Origin of the sequence: Bacillus amyloliquefaciens DSM 7 = ATCC 23350 (assembly GCF_000196735.1) — a bacterium.
GTDB lineage: Bacteria > Bacillota > Bacilli > Bacillales > Bacillaceae > Bacillus > Bacillus amyloliquefaciens.
The window spans coordinates 3713662-3730687 of sequence record NC_014551.1 but is presented as its reverse complement, the minus strand read 5'-3'; the positions used below and the strand labels follow the sequence as shown (position 1 = coordinate 3730687).

The window sequence follows — 17026 nt, the reverse complement described above, 5'->3', positions numbered from 1 at the left end:
TATCCTCCCCGATTAGAAATCGTTGTAAATATAAGTGCCGGTATTTGCTGTATGAAAACCATACATCCAAAAGAGCAATACTAATATCAGAAAATAAAATCCTGTATGAAACGTCCATTTGACCAATGTATTTTCATAAGCACGTTTTAATTTTTGCATCATGTTAAATTCCTTCCCGCGTATTCAATAATTACACCAGTATATGACGATTAGATTAACAAAAAGTTTCAAAATATGTCTAATATCCTAAGCTTAAAATTTCCTTAAAAATGAATGAGAAACAAAAGGCTGGAAAACACGCATGTAAAAATTGGCGAAAGATCATACTAAAAAAGCGCTGTGCAGGCGGGATTTTTAACTTATCGAAAATATAAATGAGGTAAAAAAAATTTGCCGGCTTTTTCTTGCGCCGGCTTGTGCCGAATCCCAATGGAGAAGGGCGAAAAGCCGTTTCCGGCAGGAAAGCTGATAAAGCGCCGCATCTTGTGAAATGAGGAAGAAATTATTATGATAGATAAGGTAGCAGAAAACATGAAAACCCCAATTCAACACTACTGTTATCGGCTGACTGTGAAAGCCTTTTAATAGAAAGGAAGAGGAAAATGAATCAAAACAATATGGGAGGCAGCCAAAAGACGCCTGAAAAAGAAAGCATGGGCCGTATTTTGTGGCAGTTAACCCGCCCTCATACATTGACGGCATCGTTTGTGCCCGTACTTCTCGGCACCGTATTGGCGATGTTTTACGTAAAGGTTGATTTCCTGCTGTTTTTGGCCATGCTGTTTTCCTGCCTTTGGATTCAGATCGCCACGAACTTATTCAATGAATATTACGATTTTAAACGCGGTTTAGATACGGAGGATTCCGTCGGTATCGGCGGAGCGATCGTCCGCCACGGCATGAAGCCGAAAACAATTCTGCAGCTGGCGCTCGGCTCTTATGCGATCGCCCTCGTGCTCGGTGTTTATATCTGCATGAGCAGCAGCTGGTGGCTTGCGGCAATCGGTCTTGCCGGCATGCTGATCGGCTACCTGTATACGGGCGGCCCGCTGCCGATTGCGTATACACCGTTCGGGGAACTGTTCTCCGGCATTTGCATGGGATCTGTATTTGTCCTTATTTCTTTCTTTATTCAGACAGGCGAAGTTAATGAACAGAGCATTTTGATTTCCATTCCGATCGCCATATTGGTCGGAGCGATTAACCTGTCCAACAATATCCGTGATATTGAAGAAGATAAAAAGGGCGGACGTAAAACGCTGGCGATTTTGATGGGGCATAGAGGAGCCGTCATAATACTGGCCGCATCCTTTGCCATTGCTTACATTTGGATCGTCGGTCTTGTCATCATGGGGTACACAAGTCCGTGGCTGTTCCTGGTCTTTTTGAGCGTGCCGAAACCGATTCAGGCCGTGAAAGGCTTTGTGAAAAACGAAATGCCGATGAACATGATTATTGCGATGAAATCAACAGCGCAAACCAATACATTCTTCGGATTCCTGCTTTCAATCGGACTCCTGATCAGTTATTTCCGCTGATCAATTAAAAAAGCAAGTGCCATAACCGGCATTTGCTTTTTTTTTTTATGAAATAATCTTCACGATTTTGTAAAGAACCTCACTGCGGACCGACCCGTCTAATACGTGGACAGCAAAGCAAGGAGATGAAAAAAATGGACTTGTCAACAGCCCATATGGATGATTTAAAAACAGTTATGGAAGATTGGAAAAATGAATTATTAGTTTATAAATTTGCTTTAGATGAGCTGGATACGAAGTTTTCTATCATCAGCCAGGAATATAATCTGATTCACGGGCATAACCCGATCGAGCATACAAAATCACGCGTGAAAAGTTTTGAGAGCATCGTCAACAAACTGATGCGCAAAGGCTGCGATGTGACGACGCAGGAAATGAAAGAGCATATTCATGATATCGCGGGTGTCAGGATTATCTGTTCCTTTATTTCCGATATTTATAATGTCGCTGAGGTTTTGAAGCAGCATAAGGACCTGAAAATTGTGAAGGTGAAGGATTATATCAAACATCCGAAGCCGAACGGCTACCGCAGCCTGCATTTGATTATTGAAATTCCCGTTTATTTGACGAATCGTGTGGAATATGTGAAGGCGGAAATCCAAATCCGCACCATCGCCATGGATTTTTGGGCGAGTCTTGAGCATAAAATTTATTATAAATTGAATAACGAAGTCCCGAAGCATCTGACCGACGAGCTGAAGGAAGCGGCGGAAATCGCCCATTATTTAGACGAAAAAATGCTTGGGATTAAGAAAGAAGTCGATTAGCATTACAAACAGCCGGACCGCTTTTATGAGCAGTCCGGCTGTTGTTTATCCGTTTACGTGCATCGCTTGCCTCCCCGGATTGTTACGCCGTTTCCTGCGGTAATAACGGTATGAAGGGCTCCCGTTTTCTCCCCGTTCGCTTTGACTCCGCCGCACCCGCCGATTTCCTGCCGTGGTACATTCTGACGATTGTTTTCGCTAAAATCATTTCCCCTTTCCTGATTTCAAATCAGAAATAAATTGTACAGAGAAAGCGAATATCAAATCGTAAACAGCACATTCCCGCGCAAAAAAATGTGTGAGATCAAGGTTTACTTTTTAAAAAAAGGGAAAGACATTTGTACAACAAAAAGGGAGATGAATATCAGTGGGAAAGAATGAAACAATGCATATCGTATCATGTGCCGATGATCATTATGCTCGTCATTTGGGTGGGATGTTCGCTTCTTTATTGATGAATATGGATAAAACAAGGGATGCGAAATTATATGTAATCGACGGCGGAATTACTGCCGAAAACAAGGACAAGCTTGAACAGACTGCGACGTCATTCGGAGCGCCGCTTGAATTTTTAGAAGTGGATGCTGATCAATACAAGCATGCCGTCGAAAGCAGCCACATTACAAAAGCGGCTTATTACCGCATTTCCATTCCTGATTTAATTAAGGATGAGTCTGTGAAGCGGATGATCTACATTGATTGCGATGCGATTGTGATGGAAGATATTTCAGCTCTATGGGATTTGAATATTTCCCCGGCAATTGTTGCGGCGGTAGAAGATGCCGGACAGCATGACAGACTGAAAAAAATGAATATCAGCGATACTGCCAAATATTTTAATTCCGGCATTATGATTATAGATTTCGAACCTTGGAGAAAACAAAATATTTCCGAAAAGGTGATTGATTTTATCAATGAAAACAGTTCGGAGGATTTTCTCGTATTTCATGATCAGGACGCGCTTAACGCGATCTTATATGATCAATGGCATGAACTGCATCCGCGCTGGAATGCGCAGACGCATATTATCATGAATGAGAAAACGCCTCCTGAACTGATTGACCGTATACGATACAGAGAAACACGTGCCGAGCCGGCCATCGTCCATTTCTGCGGAGGAGACAAGCCTTGGAATACAGGTACCGCGCACCCGTACCGTGATCATTATTTCCGTTATATGTCCTTTACGAAATGGAACACGATCGACCGCCCGGCTATGAACCAATAGGCAGGTGTGATGAAAACGCTTGTGAAGCCGTTATCCGGCTCATAAGCGTTTTTTAATGTTTCACCCGGATCGCGCGCACACGTTTTTGCAGACCGGTCTTTTCGGCAGACGGCTTCAGCCGGCTGACCGCCGTTTGTGCCGCTGATTTTGCCTTTTTCGTTTTGGTTTTTTCGGCCGTTTTCACTTTGTCTCTTGCTTGCTTCCGGTTGATCTTATCTTTTATCCTGTCAAGCCGTTTTTCCAGGGCGGTTTTTTCTTTTCCCGGCTGGAGCTCGCTGACTGCTTTTTTTGCTTTGGCGGCGTTGGTCTCAGAGGTCTTTTTTTCCGCCTGCTTGACGCTGGCTTCGGCTGTTTTCAAAAGGCCTGAGTTGACAGCATCAAGCCGCTTTTGCAGCCCTTTTTTCTCTGAGCCGGCCGCTAATTTGCGGATGGCGCTTTGGGCGGCATTGACGGCGTTTTTTTTCTTTTGTTTTTCGGCAGTCCGGACTTTGTCTCTTGCATCCGTCACATTTCTTGCGGCTTGAACTTTATTGATTCGCGTCTCAAGTGCGGTTTTTCCCTTTGACTTGGGAAGTTTGCTGACCGACGTTTTTGCTTGATTGATATCTGCCTGCTTTTTCGTTTTTTCCGCTTTTATGACGGCCCGTTCGGCAAAACTCTTTTGGTTCGTATAATATTGCACCAGCCCGTAACCGAATTGGCTGTCACGTCCGGGAGCGCCCAGGTCTTTGACGTTTTGCTGCATCTGCTGTCGGAGCTGCGTATTTGTTTCCTCCGGATATTTCTGCTTGAGCAGCGCGAACATGCCGGTGACGTGCGGCGCGGCTTGAGAGGTCCCGTCCGCCGTTGCATACATTTGATTCAGGTAAGTGCTTGTTATATTGGTGCCGGGTGCGGCGAATTCAATTTGTTTTCCGGTCGTGGAAAACGCCGCAAGCCCGTTTGTTTCGGTTGACGCTGAGACTGCCGTTACGCTGCTGTAGGCGCCCGGATAATTGACGGGTTTTTTGTTGCCGTCATTTCCTGCGGCGGCTACGATCACGATTCCTTTTTTGTATGCTTTGTCGACGGCGTCGTGAAGAATTTTGCTGTCTGCGTTTGTTCCGAGACTCATATTGATGATGTCCATTTTATTGGCGATTGACCAGTCGATCGCTTTAAGAAGGCTTTTAAGATCTCCCGCACCTTTTCGATCCAAAGCTTTAACCGCATATAACCGGACATCCGGCGCGATGCCATCAATGCCGTATCCGTCATGCTTGGCCGCAATGATTCCGGCGACATGCGTACCGTGTCCGTTGTCATCTTTGTATGAGGATGTATAGCTGACTGCGGAATAGCCTCCCGCAATGGAAAGGTCATCATGAGGATAAATCCCGCTGTCAATGACAGCCACTTTCACTTTTTTTCCCGTCAAGCCTTCTTTCCAGGCCTGCTTGACCTGAGTCGGTTCTATATCCCATTGCGGCAGCACGTAACTGCTGCTTGGAGCCGCTGATAACAGGTGTACATCAGAGCCGCCTGCTGCCTGAAAGGGTACATTGTCTTCTACATATAAGATGTCAGGATCTTGCTTCAGGTCTTTCACCGTTTGCGAATCGGCCGACACGGCGACTGCCGGGAGATGCTGATAGGTCTGTTCCACATCCGCTCCGCTGTCTATGGCGGATTCCTTGCCGTTTTGATTTTTGTACACTACGATAACGTCCCGGTCGTGCGTCTCGGCGTGCGCTGGCGCCGCGGCGGAAAACAGGCTGACGCACAAGGCAGCGGCCGTTATCGGTTTTAGGATGTGATGCATCGTGGTTCCCCCTTTTTTCTTTATATATCGGCAGTGCGGAATTCTTTTTTTCCTAAGGGGAAAGGAAAATTTCTGTATGCAAATGTAAACGCTTTCAAAATATGATGAAGAAAATGCAATAAGATATCTGCGCAATGAACTCAAAAAGGGGGTTTTTTGATAAATGAGTACGTTCAATCGGGTAATGGAAGAAAAAATCATGCCTGTCGCCGGAAAAGTCGCCGGTCAAAGGCACTTAAGAGCTTTGCGTGACGGCATTATTCTGTCTATGCCGCTTATTATTATCGGATCGGTTTTTCTGATTCTGACGAGTCTCCCGATTCCCGGTTACGCCGATTTTATGGCGGGTCTTTTCGGTGAACATTGGGTTGAAAAGCTCGGGTATCCGGTGAATGCGTCCTTTGACATTATGGCGCTCGTCGCCGCCTTTGGAATAGCTTACCGGCTTGCGGAAAGCTATGAGGTGGATGCCCTGTCGTCGGGAGCCATTGCCCTTGCTGCCTTTTTATTGGCGACGCCGTATCAGATTCCGTTTATTCCTGACGGCTCGGCAACAGAGATTATGGTGGGAGGCGGCATCCCGATTTCGCTGCTCGGAAGCAAAGGTCTGTTTGTCGCGATGATCATTGCAATGCTGTCTACGGAAGTGTACCGATTTATCATCCAAAGAAATATCGTCATTAAGATGCCTGACGGAGTGCCGCCTGCGGTCAGCAAATCGTTCGTCGCGCTCATTCCCGGTTTCTTTATTATTACGCTTGTTTGGTTGGCCCGTCTGTTTATTGAAATGACTCCATTTAAAAGCCTCCACAATGTCGTAGGCGACCTGCTGGGCACCCCGCTGTCTATTTTAGGCGGGAGTCTCGGCGGAAGCCTCGTCGCCGAATTCGTGCAAATGCTGCTTTGGTCCTGCGGCATACACGGCGCATCCATTATCGGCGGGGTCATGTCACCGATCTGGTACGGGGCGATGGACGCCAACCGTTTGGCTTTTCAAGCGGGAGAAGCGCTGCCGAGCATTTTTACGACACAGTTCTTTCAAATATGGATTAATGTCGGCGGAAGCGGAGCGACGCTGGCCCTTGTGCTGACCATGCTTGTGCGCTCCAGAAGCAAACAGATGAAACAGCTCGGCCGTCTCGGTATCGGGCCTGCGATATTTAACATTAACGAACCGATTATTTTCGGAATGCCGCTCGTCATGAATCCGCTGTTAATCGTGCCTTTTATCATCGCGCCGCTCTTGACCATTACGGCGACGTACATTGGGATGAGCACGGGGATGGTGGCAAAACCGGCGGGAATCGCCGTGCCATGGACGATGCCGCCGCTGATTTCAGGTTATCTGGCGACAGGCGGGAAAATCTCCGGTTCGGTGATGCAGCTGATCAACCTCCTGATTACATTTATCATTTATTATCCGTTTTTCAGAATTTGGGATCTTCAAAAATGGAGAGAGGAACGGGAAGCGGCGCAAAACGGCACAGAAGAAACATAAAAAACGGGCGCTTCCGCCCGTTTTTTTAACGCTGGAAAAATTCAATCCATTCGCCGTCAGGTCCTTCAATGTAAAAGTAGCGGTATCCGTTGGGAAGCGTCGTGATTTCTTCATCAATAAATACGGCGCCCTGACGTTTCGCATGCGTGAATTCCGCTGCGATATCTTCAGTTAATAAAGCGATATGATGCACTTTTCCTTCTGCGGGAAGCTCGCTGCTGTAACCTTGGATCAATTCAATCTCTGTCTCGGGCCCTTCCTGAAATCCGAGAAAGGCGAGTTCAATAATGCCGTTTGTATGGGTGATCCGGTCCTTTAACGTCATACCGAGAACGTCTTGATAAAAGGCGATGGATGTTTCAATATCTTTGACCATAATGCCTGTATGGTCGATTCTTTTGGCTGTCATGGTTTTCCCCCTGTTTTGAATTTTTCGGGACAATGCATGTTTTATGGTACGATAAGAGAAAGCAAAACGAAAGAGGAATGCACAATGAAGCTACTTACAGTGAAAGATACATTTGCCGGAAAGCTGAAAAAAGGATTCCCCCTGATTGAAAAAGACGCTCTGTCCGGAAGCTCGGCTCACTTAACAGAGGGCGATCTTTTTGATGTGACATCCGAGAAGGGCGAATTTATCGGGAAAGGCTATTACGGTTTGCAGAATAAAGGAGTCGGCTGGGTGCTGTCCCGTGCGAGAGATGAACGGATCGACGGACGTTTCTTTCTGGACAAGCTGAAAAAAGCGGCTGAAGCAAGGGCCCATCTGTTTAAGGCGTCTGATACAACGGCGTTCCGTCTTTTCAACGGTGAGGGCGACGGCATCGGCGGCGTCACGATTGACTTCTATGACGGTTATCTGCTGATTCAATGGTACAGCAAAGGCATTTACGCATATAAGGACAGTTTGATTGAGGCGATTGACGGGCTGGAGCTGTCTTATAAGGCGATCTACGAAAAGAAACGGTTTGATACCGCCGGACAATATGTGGAAGACGACGATTTTGTCAAAGGCGAAAGAGGAGATTTTCCGGTCATTGTTCAAGAAAACGGGATACAGTACGCTGTGGATTTAAACGACGGGGCGATGACGGGCATTTTCTTAGACCAGCGTCATGTGCGCAAAGCGATTCGGGACAAGTATGCAAACGGCAGACGGGTGCTGAATACGTTCTCTTATACGGGAGCATTTTCCGTTGCGGCGGCGCTTGGAGGAGCAGAGAAAACGACAAGCGTCGATGTCGCCAACCGCAGCCTGGCAAAAACGATTGAACAGTTCAGCGCCAACGGAATTGATTATGAGGCGCATGACATTAAGGTTATGGATGTATTCAAATACTTCGGCTATGCGGAGAAAAAAGGGCTGGCATTTGACCTCATCATCCTTGATCCGCCTTCTTTCGCCCGCACAAAAAAACGGACGTTCAGCGCGGCGAAAGATTATAAAAACCTGCTGAAGGAAACGATCGCCATCACCGCGAAAAACGGCATCATCGTTGCATCGACAAACAGCAGCGCCTTCAACATGAAGAAATTTAAAGGCTTTATAGAGGCTGCCTTTAAAGAAACAAACGAGAGTTACGACATTTTGGAAGAATATACGCTTCCGGAGGATTTTAAAACGATACCCGCGTTTAAAGAAGGGAACTATTTGAAGGTCGTTTTCTTGCGGAAAAAATAGGATTATCGTTTATAGCGTGGAGAGAGGGAAAAGAAACCCCTCCTCCGTCGCTTTAAATTGGGCCAAAATAATAATGACTTTCTTACTGTCCAAACGTTATTAAAGAAACAGTCCGCTATTACTTAGTATCTCATCCGTATCAAGTAAGGTGGCCTCTCTTATCCCCACATTGTTGGCTTTCATGAAGGATTGCACAGCCTGGTAGCCTACCGCATAGCCTGCAAATGGTGATAAGCCAACAGGCTGATAACCTTGTTGAGCTGCAAAAGTGTCACCAAACATGTAACTGCTGACCTCATCAAATCCTTTAATATGTAATGAGTCTTTGAAGATTTCTTTTGAGTATTCTAGGTCTTCTTTTTCAAAGGAAGTAACCCAAGGACCTAAAAGCGTTTCTCCGTAAAGTTCTTTGGCAAATGATTCTGCTAACCCCTCTATAATTAAGTAATCACCGACCGTTACGTTCCCATAATCCCAATTGAAATATGAAAAACGAATATTATGATGAAATTCATGAGCAATGACAGCGGGCAGTCTTGGTATATTATATGAATTGGGAAATATACAAATTTGAATAAACCCTGGAATTCCTCCAAATCCACAATATCCTTTATGTAATTCAAGCTTTTTTTGATTAGCTAGATACATCCCAAATCTTATTTCATCAGCATTTATTTTTAAGTTGTTTTGTTCGATAAATTCAACACAATGAGTTAAAGTGTCAAATGCAATCTGATGAGCTTGAATTTCTTTTAGGTTCTCTAATGCTTTTCTGCCGGTTTCCGTTTCCGTTACGCTCAGATAGCCCATCATATTTGTCGCTACTATTACATCATATCCGTTAGGGTGCTTTGCCTTTAAGGGAACATTAATCTGTTTCCACATGTCTTCAAAAGGTTTCATCATTGAATATCGATAGTAATCTTCTCTATTTTCAGTCATTGAAAATAACTTTTCGTATTGCCTAATTGTATCCTCCATAATGATTTTAATTGGTATCACCCTTTTTTTTGACTGTCTATAAAAAATTTAATGGCATCACTCATAAGCTTCGCCAACCCTTCACCATACTGATCGATGTTTTTAGTGAAGCGTGTATCTTCAATATAGAGTTGACCTAATCCATAAAAGGCATCAAAAGAATATTCACCAAAATTCTCATTTAGAAAATCAAACCATTCTTTGATAGCTGTTTGTACTTCTGGAGACTTCGGGGATTGATTAATAAGAAGTGCAAATGTATTGAACATTGCAGTCCACTTATCAGATAAATCTTTTTGCTCGTCATCAGTCATGTTTTTCAATCTTATATTTACCTCATCGACGGGTTGATCGCCCCACCGTTTGCGAGCTTCTTGTTCATAAAGATTATGCTTAAAGTGAATACCTTCAAACCTCTCTTTGTTTGTCATGGAGATTTCTCCCTTGATATGTTTGATTGATTTATCTATGGTTTCAATCATCTTGTCTACTCTATTTCGTTTCTCAATCAACATTTTCTTTTGTAATAGTAATGCCTCCCTTCGGTTAAATGAAGGACTATTAATGATTTCTTTAATCTCTTTTAAGGAAAAATCGAGCTCCTTGAAAAATAATATCTGTTGCAGCTGTTCAAGATTCTCATCAGAATAAAGCCGATAACCGGAATCAGTGGTTTCTTTAGGAGTCAATAATCCAATTTGATCGTAATGATGGAGAGTACGGATGCTTACTCCAATCAGTTCAGCTACTTCTTTTACTTTCATACCCGTCACTTTTTCCACCTCCTCAATTGCTACTCTAAAGTATTACGCAACGTAAGAGTCAATAGTTAGCTGTACATTTTTTGTAAAAGGGGAGAATAATTATTGATTTTAGTTATGAAAACAAAAAAAAAAAGCCGGGCGTGAACCCCGGCCTTTTTTCTATTCAATAATTTGCTGCACCCGGCCGATTCGTCCGTCTTCTAGGCGAACCTTAATGCCGCGCGGGTGGAAGCTTGAGTTTGTCAAAATATCTTTCACGATTCCTCTCGTCAGCTTCCCTGAACGCTGGTCGGCTTTCAGGACGATATCGACTTCAAGTCCTTTTCTGATGCTGCTTCGCTGCTGGCCGTTCATATGACACATCCGTTCTTCAGTCTTTTCACTTCATGTCTTATCATATCGTGTTTTCGTCTTTTTATGAAGGACGGACAAAACAATTCTTACGGCCAAAAAAAAGACCGCTCTGTAAGGAGCAGTCTTTTATGACATAAACGAAAGCAAAATCGGGGCCGCGCACAGCGTCATAATCGCGGCGAGAATCATGGACACGCTTGAGATCGTTCCTGATACGGAGCTGAGCTCAAATGCTTTAGATGTTCCCGCTCCGTGCGCGCTTGTTCCGAGCAGCACGCCCCGGGCAATTTCGTTATCAATGCGGAAATAGCGGATGACCATCGGCCCGATGATCGTTCCCAGTAAAGCCGTTAAAATGACAAAAACCGCTGTAACGGCCGGCATGCCGCCGATCATTTCTGATACGTTCATGGCAATCGGCGTCGTCACGGATCTCGGTACGAGACTGTCGACTAAGCTGCTGCCGAGATGGAACCATTTCGCGATAAAGGCCGTTGACAGAATGGCGATACATGAACCGACCGCCACGTTCAAAATAATTTCCACGGCGTATTTCTTTAAAATCGGGAAATATTTATAAAGCGGGATCGCGAACGCCACTGTGGCCGGCTGAAGCATATCGGTCAGCACTCCGCCGCCGAGATTGTATGTCTGATACGGGACATTGACAAGCAGCAGCAGTCCGACCAAAACGGCGGGCGTAACCAGAAGCGGCGAGGTATACACCCGCGGAAATCGAATGTAGAGTTTTTTCGCTCCTAAATACACCAAAACAGTTAAGAATAAACTTAAGATTCCGATGAACACGTTTGTTTTTTCTCCTTTCTTTTTGCTATAAGCTGTGTAAGCGTACCTGTTGAAACCATCACAACAAATGTGCTGATGACGACGACAAGTAAAATGCTTACGCCGAATTTAGACATAATATCTCCGTATTCAATCACTCCGACGGCAGACGGGATGAAAAACAACAGCAGCTCGCCAAGGAGCCATGCTGCGCCAAGCTCAATCCATTCAAGCTTGATAATCTTGAAATGCAATAATGTGAAAAGAATCACAATCCCGATTATACTGCCGGGAATATTTATATGAAGAGCCGCCGTGACCCAATTGATCAGACGCGCAAATATAAACAGCAGAGCGATTTGAATAACGGTAAGCAGCAATTTTTTCATCATGATGCCTCCCTTATATTTATATTGTACATAAGGTTTTGCTATAGGTAAAATATATATAAAGAATAATATCTATTCCTTTTGTCTATAGAAAGGATGAAATGAAATGGACATCCGGCACTTAACGTATTTCTTAGAGGTGGCCCGTTTGAAAAGCTTTACGAAGGCTTCGCAGTCGCTGTATGTTTCGCAGCCGACCATCTCAAAAATGATTAAAAACCTGGAGACGGAGCTCGGCATCAAGCTCTTTTACCGCAATGGCCGGCAGGTTGAACTGACGGACGCCGGACAGAGCATGTATGTGCAGGCGCAGGAAATCACAAAGTCATTCCAAAACCTGACGTCAGAGCTGAATGATATTATGGAAGTGAAGAAAGGGCATGTCCGCATCGGACTTCCGCCGATGATCGGGTCCGGCTTTTTCCCGAGGGTGCTCGGTGACTTCCGCGTCACATATCCCGATGTGACGTTTCAGCTTGTAGAAGACGGCTCTATTAAAGTGCAGCAAGGGGTGGAGGACGGCTCGCTTGATATCGGCGTTGTCGTGCTTCCCGCGAATGAAGAGATTTTTCATACATTTACAATTGTAAAGGAAACCCTTATGCTCGTCGTCCATCCGTCACATCGGCTTGCTGACGAGAAAGAATGCAGTCTGCACGAATTGAAAGACGAGCCTTTCATATTTTTCAGGGAGGATTTTGTCCTTCATAATCGAATTATGACGGAATGTGTGAAAGCCGGATTCAGACCGCACGTCATTTATGAAACGTCACAGTGGGACTTTATCAGTGAAATGGTATCGGCCAATCTTGGCATCGGCCTGCTGCCGGAAAGAATCTGCCGCGGTCTTGATCCTGAGAAAGTCAGCACCATTCCGCTCGTACATCCGGTCATTCCGTGGCATTTAGCCATTATTTGGCGGAAGGACCGCTATATGTCCTTTGCCGCCAGAGCCTGGCTGGAACATACGAAATCGTATTTATGGAATCCGAAAAAGAGAAAAAAGGATGATTAAACCATGGACGCACAAACCGCAGCTCAAAACTTGAGTAAAGTGCGGGAGCAAAGCCCGCTCGTTCACAGTATCACGAATAATGTCGTCACGAACTTCACCGCTAACGGCCTGCTCGCGCTCGGCGCATCGCCCGTCATGGCATATGCAATCGAGGAAGCAGCCGACATGGCGAAAATCGCCGGAGCGCTCGTCCTGAATATAGGCACTCTCAGTGCGGCTTCGGTTGAAGCGATGATCGCAGCCGGAAAATCGGCTAACGAAAACGGCGTTCCGGTCATTTTTGATCCGGTCGGCGCCGGCGCCACACCGTTTCGGACAGCATCAGCCCGCAAGATCATACAGGAGGTGCGCTTGTCCGTCATTCGCGGAAATGCCGCGGAAATCGCCAATATTGCCGGCGCCGCCGATTGGAAGATAAAAGGCGTGGATGCAGGGGAAGCCGGAGGAGATCTGATTCAGCTCGCCAAGACCGCTGCAAGCAGGCTGAAAACGGTCGTTGCGATTACCGGAAAAACCGACGTGATCTCCGACGGCACCGACATATACGCCGTACATAACGGCGATAAACTGCTGACGAAGGTAACGGGGGCGGGGTGTCTGCTGACATCTGTGATCGGAGCCTTCTGCGCAGCGGAGCAGGACGTTCTGCAAGCAACCGTTTCAGCCGTTTCTGTATACGGAAGCGCAGCTCAGCTTGCCGCTCAGAATTCGTCTCATAAGGGACCGGGCAGCTTCCAGATTGAGCTTTTAAACAAGCTGTCGGGCATCTCGGAACAAGAAGCGGCCGAGCTTGCTACAATTGAAAGGGTGACAGAAAAATGACTCGTATTTCTCGGGAAATGATGAAGGATATTTTATCGGTTTATTTTATCATGGGATCAAATAATACAAGCGCAGACCCCGTTTCTGTGGTGAAAAAAGCCATAGAGGGCGGCGCTACGCTCTTTCAATTTCGGGAAAAGGGGAGCGGTTCTTTAACAGGAGAGGATCTTGTTTTATTTGCAAAGCAGGTGCAGGATGTCTGCAGGCGGGCCGGCATTCCTTTCATTATTAATGATGATGTTGAATTGGCCTTGCGCCTTGAGGCCGACGGAGTGCACATCGGCCAGGATGACGCGGACGCCGAAGAAACGAGAGCGGCAATCGGTGATATGATTCTCGGTGTATCGGCACATAACGTCTCCGAGGTGAAGCTGGCGGAAGCGGCCGGAGCCGATTACGTCGGAATGGGTCCGGTTTATCCGACCGAAACGAAAAAAGATGCTGAAGCTGTGCAGGGCGTTACATTGATTGAAGAGGTGCGACGTCAGGGCATCACCATTCCGATTGTAGGAATCGGCGGCATCACAGCTGACAATGCGGCGCCCGTCATTGAAGCGGGAGCTGACGGCGTCAGCATGATCAGCGCCATCAGCCAAGCCGAAGATCCAAAGGCGGCGGCGCGCAGGTTTTTTGAAGAAGTTCGGCGCTCCAAAGCAAAAAGCTGACATGTTTCTGTCAGAAGGGCCGTCCCGTGAGGACGGCCCTTTTTCTGTATGCGCAACTTTTTATTGACAAAGGCTGATATCGGACTATGATTATGATATATAATGATAATCATTTTCAACTACAGGAGGTGCATGATGGCACGGAAGATTGCTTTCATGTTATTCAGCCTGCTCGTCATTTTCAGTTCTTCTGCCGTGGCGAAAGGCGCTGATCCCATCGATTCACTTATCAGCCTGAATCAGCAAATGATTCAATCTGCAAGAGACGGAAACCTGCAATCCGTCGAAAAAACATTTTCACAATTCAAAACTGTATGGAAAAAGGAAGAGCCTGCTATCAAAAAAGCAAATATATCTTCCTACTCAAAAATGAACTCCAATATCGCAATGATTTCACTTTCTCTGATTAATAAAGATACAAAAAAAGTACAGGCGGCGCTTTCTGAGCTTGGGTCCCACTTGGAAACCTACCGGCAGGCCGTCACATTAAAAGACGCAGCCGGAGGGAGCTCAAGACTTACACTCTCTGCCTATATTCAAAGCTTAAAAGAGACGAAACAGCTGATAAAAAGCAGCCAAACCGCTGAAGCCCAAACAAAAATCGATCAGCTTGTCACGAATTGGCTGGCAGTCGAAGGAGACGTCGTGTCCCAATCAAAAGCGGCCTACACGACTTCAGAAGAGAACCTGGCGCTTATGAAGGCGGAAGCTGAAAACCGCCCGGATCAGGCCATTAAGCATATTGACGAAATGATTCAGCTCCTTGAGCCGATTGCGTCGAGCAGCTACAGCTGGCTGGACGCCGCTCTTATCCCGGTAAGGGAAGGAATGGAAGCGCTTCTTGTGATCGGCGCGCTTTTGACGATGACGAAAAAAGCCCGGGTCACCCGTTCATCAGCTTGGATTTGGGGCGGAGCGTCACTCGGCATGCTCGTCTCTCTCGGTGCGGGAGTCGGCGTCACACTGCTGTTTTCCTCGAACATTTTTGGCGAAAACAATTTTCTGCTCGGCGGCGTGACCGGCATTCTGTCTGCCGTGATGCTCCTGTATGTCGGCGTCTGGCTCCACCGGAACGCTTCAATGGATAAATGGCGGGAAAAAATCAATACGCAAAAATCGCAGGCGCTTAAAAAAGGCAGTCTGCTGTCCTTCGCGCTGATCGCCTTTTTGGCGGTCGTCAGAGAAGGGCTTGAAACAGTGATCTTTTTTATCGGCCTCGTCGGCAAGCTGCGGCTTACAGAATTAATAGGAGGAACCGCGGCGGGATTGTTGATCCTTGCGGCAGCGGGTTTTCTCATGATTAAGCTCGGAATGCGGATTCCGTTAAAGCCGTTCTTTCTGCTGTCCATGGCTGTCGTGCTGTATATGTGCGTGAAATTTCTCGGTACGGGCGTCCACAGCCTGCAGCTGGCGGATATTCTGCCGTCTGACGCCGAAAGCTGGCTTCCGTCGGTATCATTTCTCGGCATCTATCCGTCGATTTACAGCACAATTCCGCAGCTGGTCATCATCGGATTTTTAGCCGTCGCACTCGTTATGGAAATCTTAAAAATAAAATCGAATAGAAGGGAAGTTGCAAAATGAAACATATCCAGAAAGCGGCTTTGTCAGCCGGCCTGCTCCTCGCTTTGTGCTCGGGCTGCGGCGCTCAGCAGTCAGCGTCTGACAAAGGAGCCGAAAAAAACAGTGTAAACCAGGAAATCAAAACATCAGTTGACAAAATGGAGGATATTCTCACCAAACTGAATGAATCCGTTAAAAAACAAGACCGGAAAGGCATTCAGCAAAAAGGGAAAGAACTGAACAGCTACTGGCTCTCATTTGAAAATAAAATCCGCGGCGATTATCCGTTTGAATACACAGATATCGAAAAGCACCTGCAGCCGATTTATACAGAAGCACAAAAAGATAAGCCTGATACAGAGAAGATTAAATCGGAATCCGTATCGCTGACAGCCTCGCTGGAAGAGCTGACGGGCGCTGAAAAAAGCAGCAAAAAGGCGAGTGACCAGCTCAAGAAAGCGGCTGATGACTATAAAACATATGTGAAAAAACAGAGCGATCAGCTTGTAAAGTCGGCTGAAGCGTTTACAGACGCCGTCAAGGCCGGGGACATCGATAAAGCAAAATCACTTTATCCGCAGGCGCGCGTCTATTACGAGCGAATTGAACCGATTGCCGAAAGCCTCGGCACGCTTGACCCGAGAATCGATGCCAGAGAAAATGATGTGGAAGAAGGCGACAAATGGACGGGCTTCCACAAGCTTGAAAAAGCCCTCTGGAAGGACAATAAGATTACTGGCGAAAAAGAAACGGCCGCCGTCCTGTTAAAGGATGTGAAGGAGCTTGACGGCTCTATCGCTTCTCTCAAACTGACGCCGGAACAAATCGTCGCCGGCGCCATGGAGCTTCTCAATGAAGCGGGCATCTCAAAGATCACGGGTGAAGAAGAACGTTACTCCCGAATTGATTTAACAGATCTGGCTGCTAATGTCGAAGGCTCAAAAGCCGTATATGAAACTGTGAAAAGCGCGCTTGTGAAAGACCATTCCGACGTCACGGAAAAGCTGGATACGGAATTCAGCGAATTTGAAGTTTTGATGTCGAAATACAAAACGGGTGATCACTCGTATACGTCTTATGATAAATTAAGTAAAGATCAAATCAGAGAGATAAGCACAAAGCTGACGGCCCTTTCTGAAACCATGTCGAAGATTGCCGATGTGCTTTAAAAAGG

18 protein-coding genes are annotated in these 17026 nt (G+C 46.2%); 10 read left to right on the top strand and 8 right to left on the bottom strand.

Features of this window, described 5'->3' with window-relative positions; all coding sequences use genetic code 11:
- Positions 1–12 precede the first annotated feature (12 nt).
- Positions 13–162: a teichoic acid D-Ala incorporation-associated protein DltX gene (locus BAMF_RS39230; RefSeq protein WP_013354059.1), complete on the bottom strand. Its 150-nt coding sequence runs from the start codon at positions 160–162 to the stop codon at positions 13–15.
- 440 nt (positions 163–602) lie between these two features.
- On the opposite strand from BAMF_RS39230, the gene BAMF_RS39225 reads away from it, so the two are divergent.
- The 3 genes from BAMF_RS39225 to BAMF_RS39215 all read left to right on the top strand — a co-directional run bounded on the left by BAMF_RS39225 (position 603) and on the right by BAMF_RS39215 (position 3533).
- The gene (locus tag BAMF_RS39225) at positions 603–1538 is read left to right on the top strand and encodes a 1,4-dihydroxy-2-naphthoate polyprenyltransferase (protein ID WP_013354058.1); all 936 of its coding nucleotides are present in this window, start codon (positions 603–605) and stop codon (positions 1536–1538) included.
- Between the two features lie 134 nt (positions 1539–1672).
- Positions 1673–2305, top strand: a complete 633-nt coding sequence (locus BAMF_RS39220; RefSeq protein ID WP_013354057.1) for a GTP pyrophosphokinase — start codon at positions 1673–1675, stop codon at positions 2303–2305.
- A 367-nt stretch (positions 2306–2672) separates the two neighbouring features.
- Positions 2673–3533 carry a glycosyltransferase family 8 protein gene (locus tag BAMF_RS39215; protein WP_014471216.1) on the top strand — a complete coding sequence of 287 codons (861 nt, stop codon included), beginning with the start codon at positions 2673–2675 and terminating at the stop codon, positions 3531–3533.
- A 52-nt stretch (positions 3534–3585) separates the two neighbouring features.
- Here BAMF_RS39215 and BAMF_RS39210 read toward each other — a convergent pair whose 3' ends face one another.
- Complete coding sequence (locus BAMF_RS39210) at positions 3586–5334, bottom strand: S8 family peptidase (protein ID WP_013354055.1); 1749 nt, start codon at positions 5332–5334, stop codon at positions 3586–3588.
- A 163-nt stretch (positions 5335–5497) separates the two neighbouring features.
- Here BAMF_RS39210 and celB point away from each other — a divergent pair, with 163 nt between their 5' ends.
- Positions 5498–6832, top strand: coding sequence for a PTS cellobiose transporter subunit IIC (gene celB, locus BAMF_RS39205; protein ID WP_013354054.1), 1335 nt, complete (start codon positions 5498–5500; stop codon positions 6830–6832).
- 25 nt (positions 6833–6857) lie between these two features.
- Here the strand turns inward: celB and BAMF_RS39200 are convergent, their stop codons facing one another.
- Positions 6858–7241 (bottom strand): VOC family protein, encoded by a 384-nt coding sequence (locus BAMF_RS39200; protein ID WP_013354053.1) that lies wholly within the window; start codon positions 7239–7241, stop codon positions 6858–6860.
- Positions 7242–7325: 84 nt separating this feature from the next.
- Here BAMF_RS39200 and BAMF_RS39195 point away from each other — a divergent pair, with 84 nt between their 5' ends.
- Positions 7326–8513, top strand: coding sequence for a class I SAM-dependent rRNA methyltransferase (locus BAMF_RS39195; RefSeq protein ID WP_014471214.1), 1188 nt, complete (start codon positions 7326–7328; stop codon positions 8511–8513).
- Positions 8514–8612: 99 nt separating this feature from the next.
- On the opposite strand, the gene BAMF_RS39190 is transcribed toward BAMF_RS39195, so the two are convergent.
- The 5 genes from BAMF_RS39190 to BAMF_RS39170 form a co-directional block, all read right to left on the bottom strand.
- Positions 8613–9494, bottom strand: a complete 882-nt coding sequence (locus BAMF_RS39190; RefSeq protein ID WP_013354051.1) for a DUF2268 domain-containing putative Zn-dependent protease — start codon at positions 9492–9494, stop codon at positions 8613–8615.
- Positions 9495–9511: 17 nt separating this feature from the next.
- Positions 9512–10258: a MerR family transcriptional regulator gene (locus BAMF_RS39185; protein WP_038463304.1), complete on the bottom strand. Its 747-nt coding sequence runs from the start codon at positions 10256–10258 to the stop codon at positions 9512–9514.
- Positions 10259–10417: 159 nt separating this feature from the next.
- Positions 10418–10612, bottom strand: coding sequence for a YwbE family protein (locus tag BAMF_RS39180; RefSeq protein ID WP_014471213.1), 195 nt, complete (start codon positions 10610–10612; stop codon positions 10418–10420).
- 126 nt (positions 10613–10738) lie between these two features.
- Entirely contained in the window at positions 10739–11419 is a 681-nt protein-coding gene (locus tag BAMF_RS39175; protein WP_013354048.1) for a CidB/LrgB family autolysis modulator, read from the bottom strand.
- Positions 11401–11787 (bottom strand): CidA/LrgA family holin-like protein, encoded by a 387-nt coding sequence (locus tag BAMF_RS39170; RefSeq protein ID WP_007407725.1) that lies wholly within the window; start codon positions 11785–11787, stop codon positions 11401–11403. Before BAMF_RS39170 ends, BAMF_RS39175 begins: the two co-directional genes overlap by 19 nt.
- Positions 11788–11893: 106 nt before the next feature.
- Between BAMF_RS39170 and cidR the strand changes: the two genes are divergently transcribed.
- The 5 genes from cidR to efeO all read left to right on the top strand — a co-directional run bounded on the left by cidR (position 11894) and on the right by efeO (position 17021).
- Positions 11894–12802, top strand: coding sequence for a cidABC operon transcriptional activator CidR (gene cidR, locus BAMF_RS39165; protein WP_013354046.1), 909 nt, complete (start codon positions 11894–11896; stop codon positions 12800–12802).
- 3 nt (positions 12803–12805) lie between these two features.
- Positions 12806–13624 (top strand): hydroxyethylthiazole kinase, encoded by an 819-nt coding sequence (gene thiM / locus BAMF_RS39160; RefSeq protein ID WP_013354045.1) that lies wholly within the window; start codon positions 12806–12808, stop codon positions 13622–13624.
- Complete coding sequence (gene thiE, locus BAMF_RS39155) at positions 13621–14289, top strand: thiamine phosphate synthase (RefSeq protein WP_013354044.1); 669 nt, start codon at positions 13621–13623, stop codon at positions 14287–14289. Before thiM ends, thiE begins: the two co-directional genes overlap by 4 nt.
- A 135-nt stretch (positions 14290–14424) precedes the next feature.
- Positions 14425–15873 (top strand): FTR1 family protein, encoded by a 1449-nt coding sequence (locus tag BAMF_RS39150; protein WP_013354043.1) that lies wholly within the window; start codon positions 14425–14427, stop codon positions 15871–15873.
- Positions 15870–17021 (top strand): iron uptake system protein EfeO, encoded by a 1152-nt coding sequence (gene efeO, locus BAMF_RS39145; RefSeq protein ID WP_013354042.1) that lies wholly within the window; start codon positions 15870–15872, stop codon positions 17019–17021. The genes BAMF_RS39150 and efeO overlap by 4 nt, the downstream gene beginning before the upstream one ends.
- Positions 17022–17026: the final 5 nt, after the last annotated feature.

Coding starts and splice junctions, on each gene's coding strand:
- BAMF_RS39225 (WP_013354058.1), top strand. CDS start 603: ATGAATCAAAACAATATGGGAGGCAGCCAAAAGACGCCTGAAAAAGAA.
- BAMF_RS39200 (WP_013354053.1), bottom strand. CDS start 7,241: ATGACAGCCAAAAGAATCGACCATACAGGCATTATGGTCAAAGATATT.
- celB (WP_013354054.1), top strand. CDS start 5,498: ATGAGTACGTTCAATCGGGTAATGGAAGAAAAAATCATGCCTGTCGCC.
- thiE (WP_013354044.1), top strand. CDS start 13,621: ATGACTCGTATTTCTCGGGAAATGATGAAGGATATTTTATCGGTTTAT.
- BAMF_RS39170 (WP_007407725.1), bottom strand. CDS start 11,787: ATGAAAAAATTGCTGCTTACCGTTATTCAAATCGCTCTGCTGTTTATA.
- BAMF_RS39150 (WP_013354043.1), top strand. CDS start 14,425: ATGGCACGGAAGATTGCTTTCATGTTATTCAGCCTGCTCGTCATTTTC.
- BAMF_RS39185 (WP_038463304.1), bottom strand. CDS start 10,258: ATGAAAGTAAAAGAAGTAGCTGAACTGATTGGAGTAAGCATCCGTACT.
- BAMF_RS39220 (WP_013354057.1), top strand. CDS start 1,673: ATGGACTTGTCAACAGCCCATATGGATGATTTAAAAACAGTTATGGAA.
- BAMF_RS39210 (WP_013354055.1), bottom strand. CDS start 5,334: ATGCATCACATCCTAAAACCGATAACGGCCGCTGCCTTGTGCGTCAGC.
- efeO (WP_013354042.1), top strand. CDS start 15,870: ATGAAACATATCCAGAAAGCGGCTTTGTCAGCCGGCCTGCTCCTCGCT.
- thiM (WP_013354045.1), top strand. CDS start 12,806: ATGGACGCACAAACCGCAGCTCAAAACTTGAGTAAAGTGCGGGAGCAA.
- BAMF_RS39230 (WP_013354059.1), bottom strand. CDS start 162: ATGATGCAAAAATTAAAACGTGCTTATGAAAATACATTGGTCAAATGG.
- BAMF_RS39180 (WP_014471213.1), bottom strand. CDS start 10,612: ATGAACGGCCAGCAGCGAAGCAGCATCAGAAAAGGACTTGAAGTCGAT.
- BAMF_RS39190 (WP_013354051.1), bottom strand. CDS start 9,494: ATGGAGGATACAATTAGGCAATACGAAAAGTTATTTTCAATGACTGAA.
- BAMF_RS39195 (WP_014471214.1), top strand. CDS start 7,326: ATGAAGCTACTTACAGTGAAAGATACATTTGCCGGAAAGCTGAAAAAA.
- cidR (WP_013354046.1), top strand. CDS start 11,894: ATGGACATCCGGCACTTAACGTATTTCTTAGAGGTGGCCCGTTTGAAA.